We start from the raw sequence: 20529 nt of genomic DNA on the forward strand, positions 1-20529 counted from the left end.
CTTGCACCAGTCTTATGAATAATTATTTACCAAGTTTTGCTTTCGCTGCATCTGCAAGAGCTGTGAAAGCTGCTGCATCGTTAACAGCCAAGTCAGCAAGCATTTTACGGTTTACTTCGATCTCAGCCAATTTCAAACCATGCATCAATTGTGAGTATGAAAGTCCGTTCATACGAGCTGCCGCGTTGATACGAGTGATCCACAATTTGCGGAAGTCACGTTTTTTCTGACGACGGTCACGGTATGCATAGTAGTAAGAGTTCATTACTTGTTCTTTTGCAGTACGGAACAAGATGTGTTTAGCTCCATAGTAACCTTTTGCTAATTTAAGAATACGTTTACGACGTTTGCGTGATACAACGCCACCTTTAACACGTGCCATGTTTTATTTCCTCCAAATATTTCCTAGAATTGTTTACTTACTGTTAGGCTATTATTTCAAGCGAGTAAGCATTGCTTTGATACGTTTGAAATCTCCTGAATGCACCATAGACGCTTTACGAAGATGACGACGTTGTTTCTTAGTTTTTCCGTGGAAACGGTGAGAAGTGTAAGCACGGAAACGTTTAAGTCCACCAGAACCTGTACGTTTGAAACGTTTAGCTGATGCGCGGTGTGTTTTTTGTTTTGGCATGATTTTTTCTCCTTTATTTAACTTTCTGACAATTATTTTTTGTCAGTTGCTGGCGCCAACTGCATGAACATTTGGCGTCCATCCATCTTAGCTCGTTGTTCGATGATCGCAATATCTTGTGTTGCTTCAGCAAACTCGGCTAAAACTTTTGCACCAATCTCTTTATGGGTGATCATACGCCCTTTAAAGCGAATGGATACCTTAACTTTGTTCCCTTTTTCAAGGAACTTGCGAGCATTGCGAAGTTTCGTTTCGAAATCACCCTTATCGATAACTGGGCTCAAACGAACTTCTTTCACGGTCACAACGCTTTGTTTTTTGCGTTGCTCTTTTTGTTTCTTCTGGTACTCAAATTTGAACTTACCGTAGTCCATAATTTTAGCAACAGGCGGTTTTGCTTGGGGTTGAATCAATACTAAGTCAACATTTGCACTATCAGCCAATGCTTGCGCTTCGCTGAGTGGCTTGATGCCTAGCTGTTCTCCCTCAAGACCGATCAAGCGAACTTCACGTACACGAATTTCATCATTGATGAATAAGTCTTGCTTTGCTATGGTTTTCACCTCTTTTTTATTATTAGAGAAAAACAAGAGCGGGCCCGTAATGATACAAGCCCGCACGTTATGATAGAGTTTCTTAGAAACTTTTCATCCGTAGGGCCAGGCAACTTGATGTCACAAGGCGAGAAGCTCTCACTTCTGCTTTTCTCAACTTTTATATGATACCAAGTTTTCTATCCCTTGTCAAGATAAAAAGTTATTTTTTAAAAAAACTTTATCTATTTTATCTCACCGTTTCCATTCGCCAACTCTTCCATCCTTTAAAGCGAATGGCTCCTTGCTGATCGGTTCGGTAAATCTTACTCTTGATGGCTTCCAGTCGTGTCAATGTTTCCTGATGGGGGAGTTTGGCACGATTGTTCTTACCTACTGAAATGAGAGTGATTTGAGGTTTGAGTTTCTCTAGAAAAGCAGGACTCGATGAGGTCTTGTCACCATGCTGGCCAGCTTTCAAGACATCCACCTCTAAGTTAGGGTATTGCTTTAGAAGATCCTTCTCTCCCTTCTCCTTCAAGTTTCCAGTGAAAAGAAAGTGCTTATCCAAGAGTTTTCCATAAAGAAGGAGAGAATCATCATAACTTCCATCTCCCATTTTACTTGGAGATAATACTTCTAACTGACTGCCAAAAATCGGTAAATTCTCTCCTGTTGTCACACTGCGTACCTTGGTTTGACTTGCTTGTAGTTCTGCCACAAATTCCTTCTGTGTCAAACTTCCTTTTGATACTAAAATCTCCCCGACATGGAAAGCCTTGATCACCTCCAGCAAATCTCCAACATGCTCCTTCTCTGTGTTAGTCAAAATCAGCTGGTCAATCTTGTCTACTCCGCGACTTTTAAGATAGGGAATCAAGGTTCGCTGGGCATTGCTGGTCGCCGACTTTTCTTGCCAATCCTCAACTTTCTTATCAGGCTCTGCCTTTCCGCCCACATCTATGAGAATAGTTTTACCAGTCATATCCCGTAGAAAAATGCTTTCTCCCTGTCCTACATCCAGCATGGTGATTTCATTTTCCAGCGGGTGTTTGGTTAAGAAAAAGAGCCCCACAATAAAGAGACTGAATCCTGCTAGTCTTTTGATGTTTTTCCTCATGTCATAGACCAAGGCCAATGAAACTAAGAGGAGAATCAAAAGCCATGCGTTTGGTTGCCCAAAGATCAAGGGCCTACTTGCCATCTGCGAAATCAAGCGAATGATGCCCTCCAACCATTCAAAGACAAGGTTAAGCTGGGTGATTGGGTAAACAAAAGACAGAATGAATAAGATAGACAAAAGTGGTAAGAAAACCAAGTCAAAAAGAAAGGAAAAGACAAATGTTAAAATAATTGACCAAGGCTGAAATTCTGCAAAATAGAAGGATAGAATGGGCAATATTCCCAAGGAAATGACTAGACTTTCTCTGGCAACAGCCCTGAACCCCTCCCCTTCTTTGCTGGTCATAGTCAAGATAAAGGCGTAGGCACAGGACAAGACACCTCCTGCCGTCAGGAAAAAATTGGGCATGATGATAAAGAGGACGAGCACTGTCACAGCGAAATTATCCAAGCCCTTGTAGCCATGTTGGGCCAGTATCTTTTGCAAGAGACTGCGAATGACCGAAGTTGAGAATCCTGTCAGACCTGCATAGATAAGGGAAAAAGGATAGGTCAGCCACTTCAACTTTTCTTGAGTCAAGCCTAATCGCAAGAGGAGTTTCTTAAATCCATCCATGAAGAATCCTACCTGCATACCAGATAAGGCAAAGAGGTGGATAATACCAAGACTAGAATAAAGTTCATTCATCTCTTCAAAGTCGGTATCCAGATGTCCAAAAAGAAGCCCTGTCATATAGTTGCGCATAGGGTCGGGAAAATGGCTCTTAATCCAAACAATAGCCTTTCGACGTAAACTGGATAGGTTTTCACCTATATCCCAACTGCTAACCTGTTTAAGTGACTGGATGCTCTTGATAGTCAGTGTCTGGTAAATCCCCTGAGTCTTCAGATAGGTCTGGTAGTCAAATCCACCAAAATTCCTCTGGCCTTCTGGCTCGGACAGTTTTCCTTCTAGTTCTATCTCATAAAGATCTGTCAAGGCTTGAAATTGCTCTTTCTCCTCCTCAGACTGGAGCTTATAGTAAACCTGAAAGGTTCGTCCATCAGACTTGCCACGAAAGGACAGGCTATCTCCATTGACCTTAATGGTATCTGGTAAAATTCTCACCTTTTCAACATAAGCGACTAAGTTTTGACTAGCTTGTATCTGTTGCCAATTTTGAAACAAAAACCAAAATCCAAAAACTCCACAAATCGCTAGAACTTTACCAGCCGATTTCCAAGGGAATTGAAAAAAGAGGCAGACCAGTAGAAAAACAAAACCTAGCAACGCAAGATAGGACGCTGAGAAAATAGCGTAGTAAAGCCAAAGTAACAGAAAACTCAGATAGATTAGGGGGATAGGGATGTTCTTAATCCACTGTAACATAGTCTTTTAACTTTTCTATGGTCTTAGCGCCAATGCCAGAGACCTTCTTGAGTTCGTCTACTGACTTGAACTTGCCATTTGCCTCACGATGGTCAATAATATCCTGAGCTCGTTTGCCACCTAGTCCCTTGACCTGCTTGAGTTCTTCCAGACTAGCTTTATTTAGGTTGACCTTCTTTTCTTTACTTGACGAAGGAGGCGTTCCAGAGGCAGTCTGCTGACTAGTTGCTTCTTCTCCCTTGCTTGGAACATAGACAAGAGCCTCGTCACTAACTTTCTGAGCGAGATTGAGCGACTTACTATCTGCCTCCTCTGTCAATCCACCAGCTTTCTGAACAGCATCATGAACCCGACTACCGACTGGCAAATTATAAATCCCTGGTGATTTTACGGCACCTTTTACATCCACTGTGATCAGGTCTTGTTCCAGAGGTTCTTCTTTTTCTTCCTTCTTCACTTCTTTTTCAGACGATGAATCCTTTGAAACAGTTGCAACTTCAGCCTGCAAATTCGTTTCTGTGACGGGTTTTTGTGTAGATGGCTTTATCAGGAGAAAGCCGCCCAAGGCCAAACCCAAACAAGCACAGATGACAATGATTTTATACTCTTTTATTTTCTCGATAATTGCTTCCATATTTTCTCCTCTCTTAGGTTATTCGTAAGAGAAAGAAAAAACAGTCAAAAATTTCTTTTCAACTGCTTATTTATTTGCAAAATAGTCTTCCTTGGTCAAGACATAATAAACTCTTGTGATAATTCGACCTGGTTCTTTATTATCCATTCTGGCATAAGGTTCTTCATGGGAAAAATGCATACCTGATTTCTCCATAACCTTGCCAGATGCGGGATTATCCTTATCGTGTAAAGCAACTAACTTATTCATTCCAATCTTTTCAAAAGCCAGCTCAATCACGGCTCGATTGGCTTCTGTCGTCAATCCTTGATTCCAATACTTTTTATTGATAATGTAACCAATAGCTGCTTTTTTGAGAATTGGGTCAATCTTGTGCAAATCAATAGTTCCAATAAACTGACCATTGCTTTTTAGTTCGATTCCCCACCGTCCCAAGGGATTAGCCAAGTAGAACTGAGCGATGTTGTTCTTGGTTTCTTCTAAGCTTTGATTTGTTGGAAAAGTGTAGCGTGTATTTTCTCTGTCTGAGGCATACTCAAACATAGCTTCTGCATCATCCAAGGTTACAGGTCGGAGCAATAAACGCTTCGTTTCTATAGATGGATACTGGGCAAATTTAACAAATATTGATTCCATACTTTCCCTCCATTAGATCTTGATTCTCACTAGTCTAGCATAAATAAATTTGGATGACAAGTTTTTCTTGATTTTTGAAGCGTTTTCATATACAATAAAACCATCACATTTTTCATTTATGAACTGGAATGTGACAACTAAAACAATCCCGTCAATTGAAAGGTAGGTTATCTCTATGTTAATCGGAATTCCAAAAGAAATTAAAAATAACGAAAACCGTGTCGCCCTCACACCTGCTGGTGTCCATAACTTAGTTGCTCGTGGACATCGCGTCCTCATCGAAACAAATGCTGGTCTCGGTTCAGGATTTACTGATGCTGACTATCAAAAGCAAGGAGCTGAGATTGTCCCTACTGCTGGTCAAGCCTGGGCTGCCGAGTTGGTCGTAAAAGTAAAAGAACCACTAGCTTCTGAATATGGATACTTGCGCGACGATCTTCTCCTCTTCACCTACTTGCACATGGCCGCTGCTCCAGAATTAGCAGATGCTATGCTAGTAGCCAAAACAACAGGAATTGCCTATGAAACTGTTCGTGACAATCAAGGACAACTACCGCTCCTCGTTCCTATGAGTGAGGTTGCTGGTCGTATGGCTGTTCAAATCGGAGCTCACTTCCTTACCAAACAAGCTGGTGGCTCTGGTGTCCTACTTGGTGGTGTACCAGGTGTTCCAAAAGGAAAAGTAACCATTATCGGTGGTGGTGTCGTCGGGGCACATGCTGCCCGCATCGCCCTTGGACTTGGTGCTCAAGTAACCATCCTTGATATCAGTGCTAAACGTCTCTCAGTGTTAGAGGAAATCTTTGGTAACCAAATCCAAACTCTTATGTCAAATACTTTCAACATCGAAGCAAGTGTGAGAGATGCTGATGTGGTGATTGGTGCAGTTCTCATCCCTGGTGCTAAAGCACCAAAATTGGTGACAGATGAGATGGTTAAACAAATGCGTCCAGGATCTGTCATCGTTGACGTTGCTGTTGACCAAGGTGGCGTTATCGAAACAGCTGACCGTGTGACAACGCACGATGAACCTGTCTATGAAAAACACGGTGTTCTCCACTATGCCGTTGCCAATATCCCTGGTGCGGTTGCTCGCACCTCTACCATTGCCCTAACCAATGTCACTCTTCCTTATATCGAAGCTTTGGCTGGAAAAGGATTCGCACAAGCAATTTCTGAAGATGAGGGCTTGCGTCAAGGTGTGACCACTTATCAAGGTTACTTAACTAGCCTACCAGTTGCCGAAGGACTCGATAAAGATCATACGTCTATCGACGAACTTGTTTAAAAATAGTTAACCATTCTTTCAAACTAGAATAAACTGACACCACTCTATAAACTCCATAACATGACATCATTTCAAACAACTTCCCCATAGTAATTCGTTTTAATTTATAAAGAAAGAACCCAAGAATAAATTCTGGGTTCTTTTTAGTATTTCTCGTACAAAAGATGCTTTTGTACAATTAGAGAGCCTTAGTCCTTCTTACGAACGACAAAGCCTACTAGACCGGCGATAAATAAACCAATCATTGAAAGAAGACTGGTAGAAGCTGTACCTGTGCTTGGTAGAGCTTTCTTATCTTGGCTTGCAGTTTCTTCTTTCTTAGTGTTTTCAGCTTGGTTCCCTGTTGTTGCAGTACCATTCTTATTACCGTTGGTTGTTGTAGAAGCTACTTTCTTAGTTCCAACTTCGACAATCTCATCTACTGCTGGAGTAGTGATTGTGTTTGATTTCTCAACTCGACCTGTTTCAACGCCATCTGTGTAAGTCACTGTATAAACAATGGTGCGAACACCCTTCTTACCAGCAGCTTTCACTCGACGACTTCCTTCTGGAAGGTCTGCGTTCTGCACTTCTTTGACTTGGAAAGCAACTTCTTCTGTCTTCGTTTCTTCCTTAGTCGTTACAACTGGAGCTACTACTTTCTTAGTTCCTACTTCAACGATCTCATCTACGGCTGGAGTTGTGATTGTATTGGATTTCTCAACACGACCTGTCTCTACTCCGTCTGTGTAAGTCACTGTATAAACAATGGTGCGAACACCCTTCTTACCAGCTGTCTTCACTTGACGAGTTCCTTCTGGAAGATCCGGATTTGTGACTTCCTTAGTTTGGAAAGCAACTTCTTCTGTCTTCGTTTCTTCCTTAGTCGTTACAACTGGAGCTACTACTTTCTTAGTTCCTACTTCAACGATCTCATCTACGGCTGGAGTTGTGATTGTATTGGATTTCTCAACACGACCTGTCTCTACTCCGTCTGTGTAAGTCACTGTATAAACAATGGTGCGAACACCCTTCTTACCAGCTGTCTTCACTTGACGAGTTCCTTCTGGAAGATCCGGATTTGTGACTTCCTTAGTTTGGAAAGCAACTTCTTCTGTCTTCGTTTCTTCCTTAGTCGTTACAACTGGAGCTACTACTTTCTTAGTTCCTACTTCAACGATCTCATCTACGGCTGGAGTTGTGATTGTGCTGGATTTCTCAACACGACCTGTCTCTTTTCCATCTGTGTAAGTCACTGTATAAACAATGGTGCGAATACCTTTCTTACCAGTAACTTTCACTTGACGAGTTCCTTCTGGAAGATCTGGATTTGTGACTTCCTTAGTTTGGAAGGCAACTTCTTCTGTCTTCGTTTCTTCCTTAGTCGTTACAACAGCTTTTGAACCGGTATAAGTAATCTTGTTTTTGGCTGCTTTCTTGGTCTTGCGTGAAACTTCTTTACGAGATTTTTCAACACCATCCACTTTTGTCACTTCATAAGTGACTTCATCGATACCTTCTTCACCTTCTTCAACACGTGTTTGACCTTTATCCAGTGCTGGGTCTACTTTCGTTTCTTCTTTGAAAGCAACTTTTTCCTCTACAGTCACTGTTTCTTTGGTTTCTACACCTGTTTTCTTAGTTCCAACTTCGATGATTTCTTCTACTGGTTCTTTGGTAACTTTCTCGCTTTTCTTAGTACGAGCTGTTTCTTTACCATCTGTCAGTGTGATATCCCAAGTAATGGTCTTAGTACCTTTAACACCCGCTTGTTTCACATTGCGAGTACCTTCTGCAAGATCAGCATTGTTTTCGGTACGAGATGCATAAGGAATCTCTTCTGTTGTAGTGATTTCTTGATGCTCAACTTTTGGTTCCGTTGGTTGTTCTGTCTTACCAGCCAACAAAGCTTCAGCCTTGGCTTTCAACTCATTGTAGCGAGCTTCATATGCCACAAAACCTTTTTGAGCTTCTGGACTCTTCATTGCCTTCTTTGCGGTAGGAAGGTAGTTAGTAGCTTCCGCCAAACTATCTTCTAATCCAGCTTTGTTGTCTTCATCATTAGGATTAGCTTTATAGTCAGCGATGAAAGCCTCTAGATCATTCAGTTTATCTCTAAATCGGAATGCCACGACTCTCTCTTGGCCATCTGGAATTTCTTCATCTTCCGCCGGTGTTTCCTCTGCATGCACCGTTGGAATTTGATATAAATCTGGAGCTACATGATAAGTTGCTACTCCAAGAGCGTTTAAAGCAAGTATTGAAATCCCTAACTTTAATAATTTTTTTCTACTCATTCTTTTTCCCTTAATTCATTTAATATATAGTAAGGAAGAGAGGAAATATTTCTACTCTCCTCTTACTATATGATACTAACGTTCAGCTTTACGCTTCCAAACTAGAAGTCCAGCAAGTCCTAGAGCTAGGGCAGCAAGTACTCCAAAGATTGAAGATCCTTCAGAACCTGTATTTGGCAATGTTTTCTTAGGTTCTGCAGGAGGAACAGTTCCACCTGGTGGCGGAGTTTGTGGTTTTTCTGGTGTTGGTGGTGTTGGTGGGAACACCACAACTTTGTTGGTAGTCTTTGGCTTTGGATTATGGTTAAAGCTTACTGTAGCTGTATTTGGTACACCGTTCTGATACTTAGCGAAGTCTGTTCCTTCTTTGAAGTTTGTGTAAAGAACGAGAGTTACTTTACTTCCCTTCAAGGCTTCAAGAACATCCTTGTCGCTGATTTCAAAAGTCACAAGATTGCTAGTTTCATCGTAAGTAACAGTGGCAATTGCTTCCAATTCTTTACCTACTAATTCACCACGATCATTTGAAACTTTAGACAATTTATCAATAGCTGCTTGAAGCTTGGTTTGAGCTTCTTTTAGTTTCTTGATTTCATTTTCGAGTTTCTCTTGTTGTTGTTTCTTATCAGCTGGTGCCAATTCTGCTTCTTTCTCAGCTGGTGCTTGAAGTTTAGCCAAGTTTTCTTCAGCTGCTTTCAACTCTGCTTCCAAGCTTACAAGATCTTGACTTGGCTCGCTAGTTGCAGGTTTCTTATCTTCTGTTGCAGAAGAATCAGATGTAGCTGGAGTTGTTTCTTCAGTAGCTGTTGCTGGAGTAGCTGGTGTTGTAGTTTCAGCTGGTTTAGCTGGCTGCGCTGCCTTAGCTGCTTCCAACTTCGCTTTCAATTCAGCTACTTTAGCTTCCGCTGCCTTGAGTTCTTCCTTCTTACCAGTCTCTGTTGAAGTCTCTTCTGTTGACTTGCCTGTCAAAGCTTTGAGTTCTTTCTCTGCTTGATCAAGTTGAGCTTGAAGAGTTGCTTTGATCTTGTCAAACTGAGCATTTTCAACTTTAAGAGCGATACGGTCTTTGTTGACTTTCAAGACTGAATTGATTTCATCCGTGATTGTAAAACTAGTCAAGTCTGTCTTGACAAGACGACCATATTGATCTTTCTTGGCATTTCCATTTTCATCCACTGGATCCGTTGGAACCGGAGTAGTGATATCGAAGCGGAAAGTATCTGTTGCATTTGGCAAGTTGTATGAAGTCCCTGGTGTTGATCCATTTTCTGGTCCAACTGTCTTAGCAGGTTCACCTGGTGTCGGATCTGTTGGTTTTTCTGGGTCACGTGGTTTCACCGTTACCGGTTTTGATTCCTTGCTGCCAGATTGACCATTGGCATCCTTGAAGTTGACAGTTGCTTTGTTTGGTACCAATTGGTCCTTATAAGCTTTCAAATCGCTATTCGCTTTGAGTTTAGCTGGGATGTACAATTGAATCTCTTTGAAGCCTTTTAGTCGAGCGAAATCTTTCACTTTTACAGTGACAGTATTTCCCTTAACACTTGTTTCAAGAGCTCCATTTGCATCACGTCCATCTACATAAGCTACTGGTGTATCAGCGATTGCCAAGACCGGTTCGAGTGTATCTGTGACTGTGAACTCTTTGTACTTATCAATATCTTTTGGCAAAGCGGTATTGACATTATACATGTATGGTGCGTCGTATTCCACATCCAAGTGGTCCAAGGTACGGTTAATCTTCTTAGAAATTTCTGGTTCTGGTTCTTTTGGAACAATTACCGGAACTTTATTCGAATCTTTGTGTAGCCCTGGTTTGTGTGGGAACTTCGCATCATAAGAAGCTGTATTTGGAACAGTGAATCCACGATCTGTTAGATATGGACTTAAATCAGCTCCCGCTTTGATCTTCGCAGTGAAACTCAATTCAACTGCTTGACCTCCGCTTACTTTGACTTGGTCTTCTGTAAGCGTCAAGGTAATGGTTTGTCCCTCTACCTTGATTTGGCTAGCGTCAAGCGCTTGACCATTCAAGCTCGCGTTTGCTGAACCTGCATAATCAAGAACAGATTCAAGTGTATCACTTACACTGAAGGCTGTCGCATCTGTTGGAACACTTGTTTTCACGTTGTAGGTGAAGACTTGATCACGATCAGCGAGTGTTTCTTCAGCTTTCGTGTTGACATCTTTCTTGATTTCTGGCTCTTCTGGAGTCGGTGGAGTTACTGGAACTACGTTAGAATCCTTGGTGAAGCCTGGTTTGTTTGGAAGATCCACCTTGTAAGCTGCCTTATTCGGGATCTGTGTACGACCGTCTTCCTTCACATATGCAGACAAGTTCGCGCCGGTTTTGATTTTGGCATCGAACGTTAATTCAACTGCTTGACCGCCACTTGCTTTCACTTGGTCTTTTGTAAGGGTCAAGGTAATCGTTTGTCCTTCTACCTTGATTTGACTAGCATCAAGGGCTTGGCCATTCAATTTAGCACTTGAAGTTCCTGCGAATTCAAGAACGTCCACTAGGGTATCTGTGACTGAGAAGGCTGTCGCATCTTGCGCTACACTTGTTTTCACATTATAGGTGAAGACTTGGTCGCGTTTGTCAAGAGTTTCAGCTTCTTTACCGTTCACATCTTTCTTGATTTCTGGCTCTTCTGGTGTTGGTGGAGTTACTGGAACTTCATTAGAGTCTTTCGTAAAGCCTGGTTTGTTTGGAAGATCTGCCTTGTAAGCTGCCTTGTTAGGAACTTTCACAGTCTTATCTTCTGATAGGTAAGCAGACAAGTTCGCGCCAGCTTTGATCTTCGCATCGAATGTTAATTCAACGGCTTGACCGCCATTGGCTTTCACTTGATCTTCTGTAAGGGTCAAGGTAATCGTTTGTCCTTCTACCTTGATTTGACTTGCATCAAGAGCTTGACCATTCAATTTAGCACTTGAAGTTCCTGCGAATTCAAGAACGTCCACTAGGGTATCTGTGACTGAGAAGGCTGTCGCATCTTGCGCTACACTTGTTTTCACGTTGTAAGTGAAGACTTCATCACGTTTCGCAAGTGTTGCTGATTCTTTGCCATTCACATCTTTCTTGATTTCTGGCTCTTCTGGTGTTGGTGGCGTTACTGGAACTTCGTTAGAGTCCTTGTGCACACCTGGTTTGTGTGGGAAGCTTGCGTCATAAGAAGCCTTATTCGGAATCTGTGTACGACCGTCTTCCTTCACATATGCAGACAAGTTCGCGCCAGCTTTGATCTTGGCGTCGAATGTTAATTCAACGGCTTGACCGCCATTGGCTTTCACTTGTTCTTCTGTAAGGGTCAAGGTAATCGTTTGACCTTCTACCTTGATTTGACTTGCATCAAGAGCTTGACCATTCAATTTAGCACTTGAAGTTCCTGCGAATTCAAGAACGTCCACTAGGGTATCTGTGACTGAGAAGGCTGTCGCATCTTGCGCTACTGTTGTTTTCACATTGTATGTGAAGACTTCATCACGTTTTGCGAGAATTTCTTCTGCCTTGCCGTTCACATCTTTCTTGATCTCTGGCTCGTCTGGTGTTGGAGGTGTTACTGGGACTTCATTAGAGTCCTTGTGCACACCTGGTTTGTGTGGGAAGCTTGCGTCATAAGAAGCCTTATTCGGAATCTGTGTACGGCCGTCTTCCTTCACATATGCGGACAAGTTCGCGCCAGCTTTGATCTTAGCGTCGAACGTTAATTCAACTGCTTGACCACCATTTGCTTTGACTTGGTCTTCTGTAAGCGTCAAGGTAATGGTTTGACCTTCTACCTTGATTTGGCTAGCGTCAAGCGCTACACCATTCAATTTAGCACTTGAAGTTCCTGCGAACTCAAGAACATCTTCGATCTTATCGGTTACGCTGAAGGCTGTCGCATCTTGCGCTACTGTTGTTTTCACATTGTATGTGAAGACTTCATCACGTTTTGCGAGAGTTTCTTCTGCCTTGCCGTTCACATCTTTCTTGATTTCTGGCTCTTCTGGAGTCGGTGGAGTTACTGGAACTACGTTAGAATCCTTGGTGAAGCCTGGTTTGTTTGGAAGATCTGCCCTGTAAGCCGCCTTGTTCGGAACCTTGATTGACTTATCTTCTGTTACATAAGCAGACAAGTTCGCACCGGATTTAATCTTAGCGTCGAACGTTAATTCAACTGCTTGACCACCATTTGCTTTGACTTGGTCTTCTGTAAGCGTCAAGGTAATGGTTTGACCTTCTACCTTGATTTGGCTAGCGTCAAGCGCTACACCATTCAATTTAGCACTTGAAGTTCCTGCGAACTCAAGAACATCTTCGATCTTATCGGTTACGCTGAAGGCTGTCGCATCTTGCGCTACTGTCGTTTTCACGTTGTAAGTGAAGACTTGATCGCGTTTATCAAGAGTTTCAGCTTCTTTGCCGTTCACATCTTTCTTGATTTCTGGCTCTTCTGGAGTCGGTGGAGTTACTGGAACTTCATTTGAATCCTTGTGATATTTCGGATTGTGATCGATGTCGTAAGAAGCCTTGTTTGGAATTTCTGTCTTACCATCTTTATTCACATAAGCTGACAAGTTGGCATTATCTCTGATTTTAGCCTTGAAGTTTACTTCAATAGTCTTACCTGCATCTGCTTTGACAGAAGCTTCTGTAAAGGCAACTTTGATGACTTGACCAGAAAGTGTCACTGTCGCCTTCGATCCTGCATCCTCACCATCAAGTTTAACAGTGGCTGAAGCATTCTCACCAACAAATTCTAGAACTTCTTTCAACTCGTCTGTCATCTCAAACACAGTTGCGCTGGCAGGCATTGTTGTTTTCAAAGTATAAGTAAACTCTTCATTACGTTTTGCAAGATCATAACGTTCTGCTCCGTTTACTTCCTTCTTAAGCTCTGGAGTAGTGGTTGGTGGTGGTGTAACGGTAACTGGTTTTGATTCTTTCTTAGAATCAGGATTATCATTAATGATGTAGCTAGCAGTATTTGGTACTACCGGCTTGTCTTTTGATTCATTTGGATAAGCAGTCAAGAGAGCATCGAAAGTGATTCCATCTTTAATCTTGGCCTTAAATGAAACTTGTACAGCTTTACCAGCATATTGTTTCACTTGCTCTTTACCAAATGTGACCGTCAAACGTTGACCTTCTGTTGTTACAGTGAGGTCTTGAACAGCTTGGCCATCAACAGTGACCGTTGCTTCTCCTTCAAATGCCAATTCTTTGACGATATCATCTGAAATGGTGAAGCTATCTGCCACGTGTGGAACCGTTGAGTCAATCGTATAAGTAAAGATTTCTGATAACTTACCAAGATCTGCGTGTTCCTGACCATTCACCTTCTTCGTGATTGGTGGTGGTGTAACAGTGACCGGCTTGGTTTCTTTCTCACCTTGTTGGTCATTCTTGTTGGTGTAAGTAATCTTAGCTTTGTTCTCAATAGATGGAACAGTTGAGCCTTTCTTCACTTTGGCATGAATCACGAGCTCTACTTCTTGGTTACCGTAGTCACCCGCATTCGCAAAATCTTTCATCGTTGCAGTCACGGTTTGACCTTGAACTGTTACATCGAAGAATTTCGCTGCCGCTCCCTTGATTTCAGCTTGACCTGGAGTCAAGTTCTCATCCAAGGTATCCGTTACAACGAAGGACTTGTACGTTGTAATATCATTTGGCAATTTCGCTTTGATATTATAAGTAAAGTCGGTTTCCGCACCGATTGTTGCCTCTGTCAGTGTTTCGTTGATTTTCTTATCAACACCTGGTTCTGATGGAGGAGTTACGGTTACAGGTTTTGTTTCTTTTTCTCCGCTATGATCGTTCTTATCTGTGAAGCTGAACTTCGCAGTATTTGGAATGTTGATACGAGTCACTCCATCATTGATCTTAGCTGGAATAATCAATTCCACTTCTTGACCAGCAAGGTCTGTAGCGTTCGCAAAGTCCTTCATCGTTGCAGTCACGGTTTGACCCTCAACTGTTACATCGAAGAAGGCTGCAGCTGCTCCTTTGATAACTGGTTTGCTTGAAGTTTCATTGATAACTGACAAATCTCCTTCAAGTGTATCTGTAATCACAAATTTCTTGTAATCTGTAATATCGGTTGGAAGTTTTGTCTTAATGTTGTAGTTATACGCTTGACCTGTCGCGATATCTAAGTGATCAAGAGTTTCATTGATCTTCTTCGTTACAGGAGGTGGCGTTACGGTTACAGGTTTCGATTCAACTTCTTTCTCTACATTATTCTCATTTGTAAAGGAAATAGAAGCCTTGTTTTCAATGGTTGTGCCTGTCACACCATTTTTAACTTTTGCAGGAATGACTAGTTCAACAGTTGAGTATTTTGCAAGTTCACCAAACTGACCATCCTTCACCGTTGCCGTAATCTCTTGGCCATTGGTGTGGATATCAAAGAGGGCCGCTGCAGAACCTTTAATACTTACGTCTCCTGCAAGTTCCAAATTAGCATCCAGTGTATCACGAATCACAAATTTCTTGTAATTAGCAACATCACTTGGTACTGCTGTTGTAATGTTGTAGTTGTATGGTTGCCCATCAAACGTTTGGAAGCTATCCAAGTTTTCATTGATTTTCTTATCAATCGTTGGTTCTTTTGGTTTTGGTGGGGTAACCGTTACTTCGTTAGATGTTTGTTTCACATCGTTCAAGATCACATCCGCTGTATTTGGTACTTTTACTTGACCATCTTTCTTGTATTTAGAAAGATCAGCACCTTTACGGATTTTCGCCTTAAAGGTTAATTCTACATATTGAATGTCTTTCACCTTACGGCGATTCACTTTACGAGTGATTTTTTCAAGATTAGTTTTGTCTAGTGTCAACGAAACGGTTTGACCTGAAACGGTTGTCGCACCTTTCAAATCAGCGTTATCTTTTCCACCGAGTTTTACATTCAAACTATCTGCTTGAACTTCTAACTCTGGAACAACTGTATCTGTCAGCGTAAAGTTGTCCGCAATACCTGGCCATGGAGCAGTCACCTTGTACTCAAAGAGTTCCTCTTCTGCTTTCAAATCTTCATGTTCTTTGTCATTAACCTTCTTCGTAATCTCTGTTACTACTGGCGGTTTCACGTAAACTGGATTTGAACGGCGAATGGTACTTGGTTTGGTATCTGTCTTGGCGTGCGCATCTTGGTTTGGTTGATTGTCATCACCATTCCACATGATGTTCCCTTGGTTTAGGAGACCAAATCCATTACTTTCCTGAAGGAGAGCCATGAATTCTTTACTTGATTGATTATTGCGGTATTGTTCTTTCAAACGAACCTTAATGGTCATTTGAGCTTTCTTCAATACCAAGTAATTATAGTTGGATCCTTTAGCAGGAACATCCGCAACCACGACACTTTGAGGGTTGCCTTCTGAATCATCTTGACTAACTACACGAGTGGTCCATTTTTCTCCATTTGGTCCAGTAGCTGAACTTTCAACCACTTCCAAACGGTAGTCAAGTGGGTCTGTCAACATGACGTTCTTTTCAAATTCGTAGGCTACGTTATTGAAGTTGTAATCAAGAGTATAGGTAAACTCCTCTGCCTTGTCTGACAATTGTGCAGAATAGGCTTTTTTCTTTGTCAAACCAAGCGGGTCATCAATTTCTCCCAAATCATTACTCTTATCTGCGTCGGTAATTCTCTTCGTGACACTTGGGTAACAGTACTCGAGTTTTTGAACTTCAACTTTTTCATTACGTCCACCGATTTTTTGAGTTGTAAATTCACCTGTCTTGAAGACACCAGTCAACTCAGGAACTGTAACTTCTTCGTTTACAGGTTTATAGTCAGCTGGCGGATCAACTTCATCCTCTTCATTCGTTTCAGGAGCACGAGCTTCCTTACTCAAATCATAGTCGAAATTGTTATTACCTGGATTGAAGACACTATCGGGTACATAGATTGTGACATTGTCACCTTCTTGATTGATTCGACCACGAATTTGTTTTGATGGATCTGTGACTTTTTCAACAACTGTTTTACCATTGATTCGAACGGCATCAACCTTATACCCAGGTGTAACAGTGAACTCACCTTTGATGTCTTCCTTAATCAACGCAGCTCCAACAGATTCTAGAACTCGACTTGAGAACTTATTGATATCACTTTGTTCATTAACATAGAAAGAAACGTTCTTACCATTAATATTTTTTGCTGGAGAAGCCATCCCCTCTAATGCTTCATGGAAGATATCTTGAACTGAACGGTTGTCACCGATATTAAAGTATTTTGAATAACCTTCTTTATATGTGTCATAATACTGAGCTTTAGAGTTTGCAAAGATTGATACGTCTTCCCAGAAACCTACTACTACAGTCCCTTCAGAACCAACAACATTTTGAAGTCTTGTAGATGCTTCCTTAACCTCTTTCACTCGCCCTAAAACGTTTTGAGATGCTTCAGTTAGCTCATCAAAATTCCAAGCACGTGTAAGAATATTGTTACGATAGTCGCTGTACTCTAGACGAACCTTACCATCCGGGTCACGTTTCCCGTTGGCAACTCCATCCGTAATCAAAAGGAAGATGGTCTTACGACCGTTAGCCATATTCCCTTTTCTTTGATTATATTGAGCAATGACATCGTCAATAGCTGGAACTGTAGGGGTTCCTCCTGCCACCTTAATATTATCAATGAATTGATGGATATCATTTTGATCTGAAGACAAGTTGCTAGACTTGTATTTGTAATCATAATCAGGTCCCCAACTACCATAAGTATCTTTACGACCTGTAAAATCATTATTGTAGTAATAGTTGTATCCATCCGCACCTTGGAAGGTTGCCATCATAACTCGGTCTGATGTATCCGGGTTATCAGTCTTAACCAAACGAGGATTATTCTCATCATAATTTTCTTCACTGACAAATGTTGTCAATGTTTTTAAGGCATTTTGGACATTAGGAATGGTGTTCTTGAACGATCCACTCGCATCCTGAAGGATAACTAAGTCGACCGGTTTACGTGGAACTGTCCACTTTGTTTTGTCCGATTTCTTTATCTTACGATAACATCCATTCTGGATAATTTCCGTATTATCTCCTACTCGAATTACCTCAGTTTCATCAGCCGCACCACGACCGAAACGTAAACTAGCTAATCCTAATGGCACAGAGAGAAACAGAATCGTAAACAGAATGGAGACCTTTTTAATGAAATCTCTCATAATTTTCTCTGAAATCCTATTGCGATTTCTTCTTCCTCCTTTTTTCTGAAATAGATGTATGTTAGTTTAGCAGTTCTTGTAACTCTTTCGAGAAATTTTCAGCAGTGGTGTGATTTACTAATACATTCTTTACCTGTTGCTGTTTTGTCACAAGATACATACTTGGTATGGTTTGAACCTGTAAAAGATCGGCTGCAGACTGATCTTCGTCATAATAATACGGGAAAGTATATCCTTTTTCTTTGATATACTGATCAGCAGTTTCCTTTGTTTCTTTTCCTGGTTCGTTCATATTCAGAAGAACAAAATGAATTTGATCTCCATACTTTTCATACATCTGCTGAACAATGGGTAGTTGTTTCTGGCAATGCGGACACCAACTAGCCCATTCGACAACTAATATAGGTTTATCATACAGTTCCGAGATAGCAATCAATTTTCCATCTTGAGAGGTCATTTTAAATTCTGGAAGTTGTTGACCTTTTAAACTCAAAGCTGAATTGTTCTCATCACTTGAAGTCGATTGCGAAACTGAAGACGTTCCTATATCTCCATCCTTAGTGGGTCTAGTGAAATAAATTAAACCCACCGCTAAAGCTATGATGACTCCTACTGCTAAAAATGGAAGCCACCACTTGTCTTTTTTCATAATATCTCCTTTCTATTAAGATGTGAAAGCGAGTTAGGTACTTTCAAATTTTGGACTTAAGCCCACTCTAACCCAAATATCATTTTATCATTTTGAAATCTTTATTTCAATAAATTTTATCGTAATTTTTCCTATTAATTACTAAGAAAATTAAGAAAAAATAAAATTTATAATAAGTTAACTTAAATGTGGAGATTTCAGCACTAATATTTCTAGATTTTTACCAACATCAGATTAGAATCATCATTATTCTGTCTATAATAAATTAGCCATACAACTTTTTATACAGGGCAACTTAAAAAGCAGTTCGCATCTGAACTGCTCTTTTTTGCTATTCTGTCTCTTCCTTCTTTTCTTCATTTTTAACTGAAGCTGGTTCATAAGCTCGTATGATTTGAGCGACAACTGGATGACGAACCACATCCTTGGCTGAAAAATGAACAAAGTCGATTTGGTGAATATTCTTAAGCTTTTCTTGAGCATCAATCAAACCGGACTTAACATTGCGTGGTAGGTCAATCTGGCTGATATCTCCATTGACAATCATCTTCGAATTAAAGCCTAAACGAGTCAGGAACATCTTCATCTGCATGATGGTCGTATTCTGTGCCTCATCGAGAATGACAAAGGCATCATCCAAGGTCCGACCACGCATGTAGGCAAGGGGCGCAATTTCGATAATCTCACGCTCCATGAGACGAGTCGTTTGGTCTTTGCCGAGAATCTGATACAAGGCATCATAAACTGGTCGAAGATATGGATCGACCTTCTCCTTGAGATCACCCGGAAGAAATCCTAGACTCTCACCAGCTTCGACTGCTGGTCGAGTGAGGATAATTCGCTTGACCTGCCCACGTTTAAGGGCTGTCACTGCCAAGGTCACTGCAAGAAAGGTCTTCCCCGTTCCTGCAGGTCCGATTCCAAAGGTCACATCATGCTGTTTGACACTGTCCACATAAAGTTTTTGACCTAAGGTTTTGACACGAATCGGCTTCCCTGTATTGTCTTTGATAATTTCTTCTTCATAAAGGGCGACAAACTTGTCGATTTCATCGTTCTTGACCATGCTAATCGCAGTCACCACATCTGGCGTGCCAACGGTCATCCCCCGATTCACCAAGACCATCAAAGCCTGGATAACCTGACGGGCTTCCTCACAGGCAGACTCTTCTCCAATAACCTGGACAATTTCCGTACGGGCATGAATCACCACATCGAGCTCTTCTTCCATCAAACGAAGATGGCGCTCATTGGAACCAAAAAGATGGAACAAGTCATCTGGATGACTCAGTTGAATGTCTATTGAATGTTCCTTCAAATAAAGAACCTCTCTAATCCGTTTATTTCTTTTTATTATAGCAAAGAGAACAATAAAATACTAGCCTCATCTCATTGTCTCTAGTGTTCTAAGTATTCTTGCCAGATGGCGTCAAAGTCTCCTAGGTTAAAAGAGAAGCTGGCATGCTCCTCCAAAAAGCGACTCACCTCATCAAAATCATCCGTGTGTTTTGGAAAGGCTGACTCCTCAAAAGCGAGGTCTGCCAAGATGGCTTTGGGACTGTTACTTTTAGAATTGCGCTCGGTCATGAGCCAAGTGTAAAATGATTTTCTCAATTCTTTCTCCTATCAAGACTTTTTTTGATGAAACTTTTCTGATTTTTAAAAATTACTGGACTTAGCCTCTGAAACGTAGTGGTTTATAAAATCCGTTTTCGCATCAGTATAGGCGTCTCGATTGTGTTCAAATTGTTTCCACAAACTGAGTTTTAATTCCTGATACGCTTGGGCAATATCTGGATGCTGGCAGAGATAATCTCTAAAATAAATCTCGTCATGATCTCCCGTCATTCGCAAATGTAGATGAAAAACTTTCTCAGCAAATCCCTGCTCTGTATATCCTTTATTTAGCGAAATCCTGTTAGGACTCTCCGACATCACTAGCCACCCATTCTTCACCAATAAATCCCTGACTCTTGCTAAATCCTCTATTCTACCTACTTCTAGCAGAATATCAACGATATTTTTGGCCCAAATATTAGAGATAGCAGTGCTACCGATATGTTCTATTCTTTTAATAACATTTGCACCCAATATTTTTTTCAGACTTGTTTTTTCCGATTCATACCAGTCTTTCCACTCTGACTTGTGCTCTACTAGAAAAATAGGAAAAAGTTGCCAGAGTTCCTCTAAACTCATTTCTTCAAGTTTCTTTATCAT

Annotated in this window: 13 protein-coding genes and 1 other annotated feature; of the genes, 1 reads left to right on the forward strand and 12 read right to left on the reverse strand. The window is 41.2% G+C overall.

Annotation, left to right across the window (positions count from 1 at the left end; translation table 11 throughout):
• Positions 1-22 precede the first annotated feature (22 nt).
• The 6 genes from rplT to E7Y33_RS05595 form a co-directional block, all read right to left on the reverse strand.
• Positions 23-382 carry a 50S ribosomal protein L20 gene (gene rplT / locus E7Y33_RS05570; RefSeq protein ID WP_000124834.1) on the reverse strand — a complete coding sequence of 120 codons (360 nt, stop codon included), beginning with the start codon at positions 380-382 and terminating at the stop codon, positions 23-25.
• 51 nt (positions 383-433) lie between these two features.
• Positions 434-634 carry a 50S ribosomal protein L35 gene (gene rpmI / locus E7Y33_RS05575; RefSeq protein WP_001125942.1) on the reverse strand — a complete coding sequence of 67 codons (201 nt, stop codon included), beginning with the start codon at positions 632-634 and terminating at the stop codon, positions 434-436.
• Between the two features lie 32 nt (positions 635-666).
• A complete protein-coding gene (gene infC / locus E7Y33_RS05580) occupies positions 667-1197 on the reverse strand; it encodes a translation initiation factor IF-3 (protein ID WP_007521573.1) in 531 nt (176 codons plus the stop codon).
• Positions 1198-1212: 15 nt separating this feature from the next.
• Positions 1213-1344 (reverse strand) — a sequence feature (ribosomal protein L20 leader region).
• Between the two features lie 73 nt (positions 1345-1417).
• On the reverse strand, positions 1418-3658 hold the full coding sequence (locus tag E7Y33_RS05585; protein ID WP_139689887.1) for a DNA internalization-related competence protein ComEC/Rec2: 2241 nt from the start codon (positions 3656-3658) through the stop codon (positions 1418-1420).
• A complete protein-coding gene (locus E7Y33_RS05590; protein ID WP_139689888.1) occupies positions 3642-4292 on the reverse strand; it encodes a helix-hairpin-helix domain-containing protein in 651 nt (216 codons plus the stop codon). The genes E7Y33_RS05585 and E7Y33_RS05590 overlap by 17 nt, the downstream gene beginning before the upstream one ends.
• A gap of 66 nt (positions 4293-4358) precedes the next feature.
• Positions 4359-4928 carry a GNAT family N-acetyltransferase gene (locus E7Y33_RS05595; protein WP_139689889.1) on the reverse strand — a complete coding sequence of 190 codons (570 nt, stop codon included), beginning with the start codon at positions 4926-4928 and terminating at the stop codon, positions 4359-4361.
• 175 nt (positions 4929-5103) lie between these two features.
• On the opposite strand from E7Y33_RS05595, the gene ald reads away from it, so the two are divergent.
• On the forward strand, positions 5104-6216 hold the full coding sequence (ald, locus tag E7Y33_RS05605) for an alanine dehydrogenase (protein ID WP_139689890.1): 1113 nt from the start codon (positions 5104-5106) through the stop codon (positions 6214-6216).
• Positions 6217-6404: 188 nt separating this feature from the next.
• On the opposite strand, the gene E7Y33_RS05610 is transcribed toward ald, so the two are convergent.
• The 6 genes from E7Y33_RS05610 to E7Y33_RS05635 form a co-directional block, all read right to left on the reverse strand.
• Positions 6405-8492, reverse strand: a complete 2088-nt coding sequence (locus tag E7Y33_RS05610) for a G5 domain-containing protein (RefSeq protein ID WP_139689891.1) — start codon at positions 8490-8492, stop codon at positions 6405-6407.
• A 75-nt stretch (positions 8493-8567) separates the two neighbouring features.
• Positions 8568-17663, reverse strand: coding sequence for an isopeptide-forming domain-containing fimbrial protein (locus E7Y33_RS05615; RefSeq protein ID WP_139689892.1), 9096 nt, complete (start codon positions 17661-17663; stop codon positions 8568-8570).
• A gap of 61 nt (positions 17664-17724) precedes the next feature.
• On the reverse strand, positions 17725-18312 hold the full coding sequence (locus E7Y33_RS05620) for a TlpA family protein disulfide reductase (RefSeq protein ID WP_084849289.1): 588 nt from the start codon (positions 18310-18312) through the stop codon (positions 17725-17727).
• A 331-nt stretch (positions 18313-18643) separates the two neighbouring features.
• A complete protein-coding gene (locus E7Y33_RS05625; RefSeq protein ID WP_139689893.1) occupies positions 18644-19630 on the reverse strand; it encodes a PhoH family protein in 987 nt (328 codons plus the stop codon).
• 80 nt (positions 19631-19710) lie between these two features.
• Entirely contained in the window at positions 19711-19926 is a 216-nt protein-coding gene (locus E7Y33_RS05630) for a YozE family protein (protein WP_095726103.1), read from the reverse strand.
• Between the two features lie 45 nt (positions 19927-19971).
• Positions 19972-20529, reverse strand: coding sequence for a GrpB family protein (locus tag E7Y33_RS05635; protein ID WP_095726104.1), 558 nt, complete (start codon positions 20527-20529; stop codon positions 19972-19974).

This window comes from Streptococcus oralis (genome assembly GCF_006175905.1).
Classification (GTDB): Bacteria; Bacillota; Bacilli; order Lactobacillales; family Streptococcaceae; genus Streptococcus; species Streptococcus oralis_BG.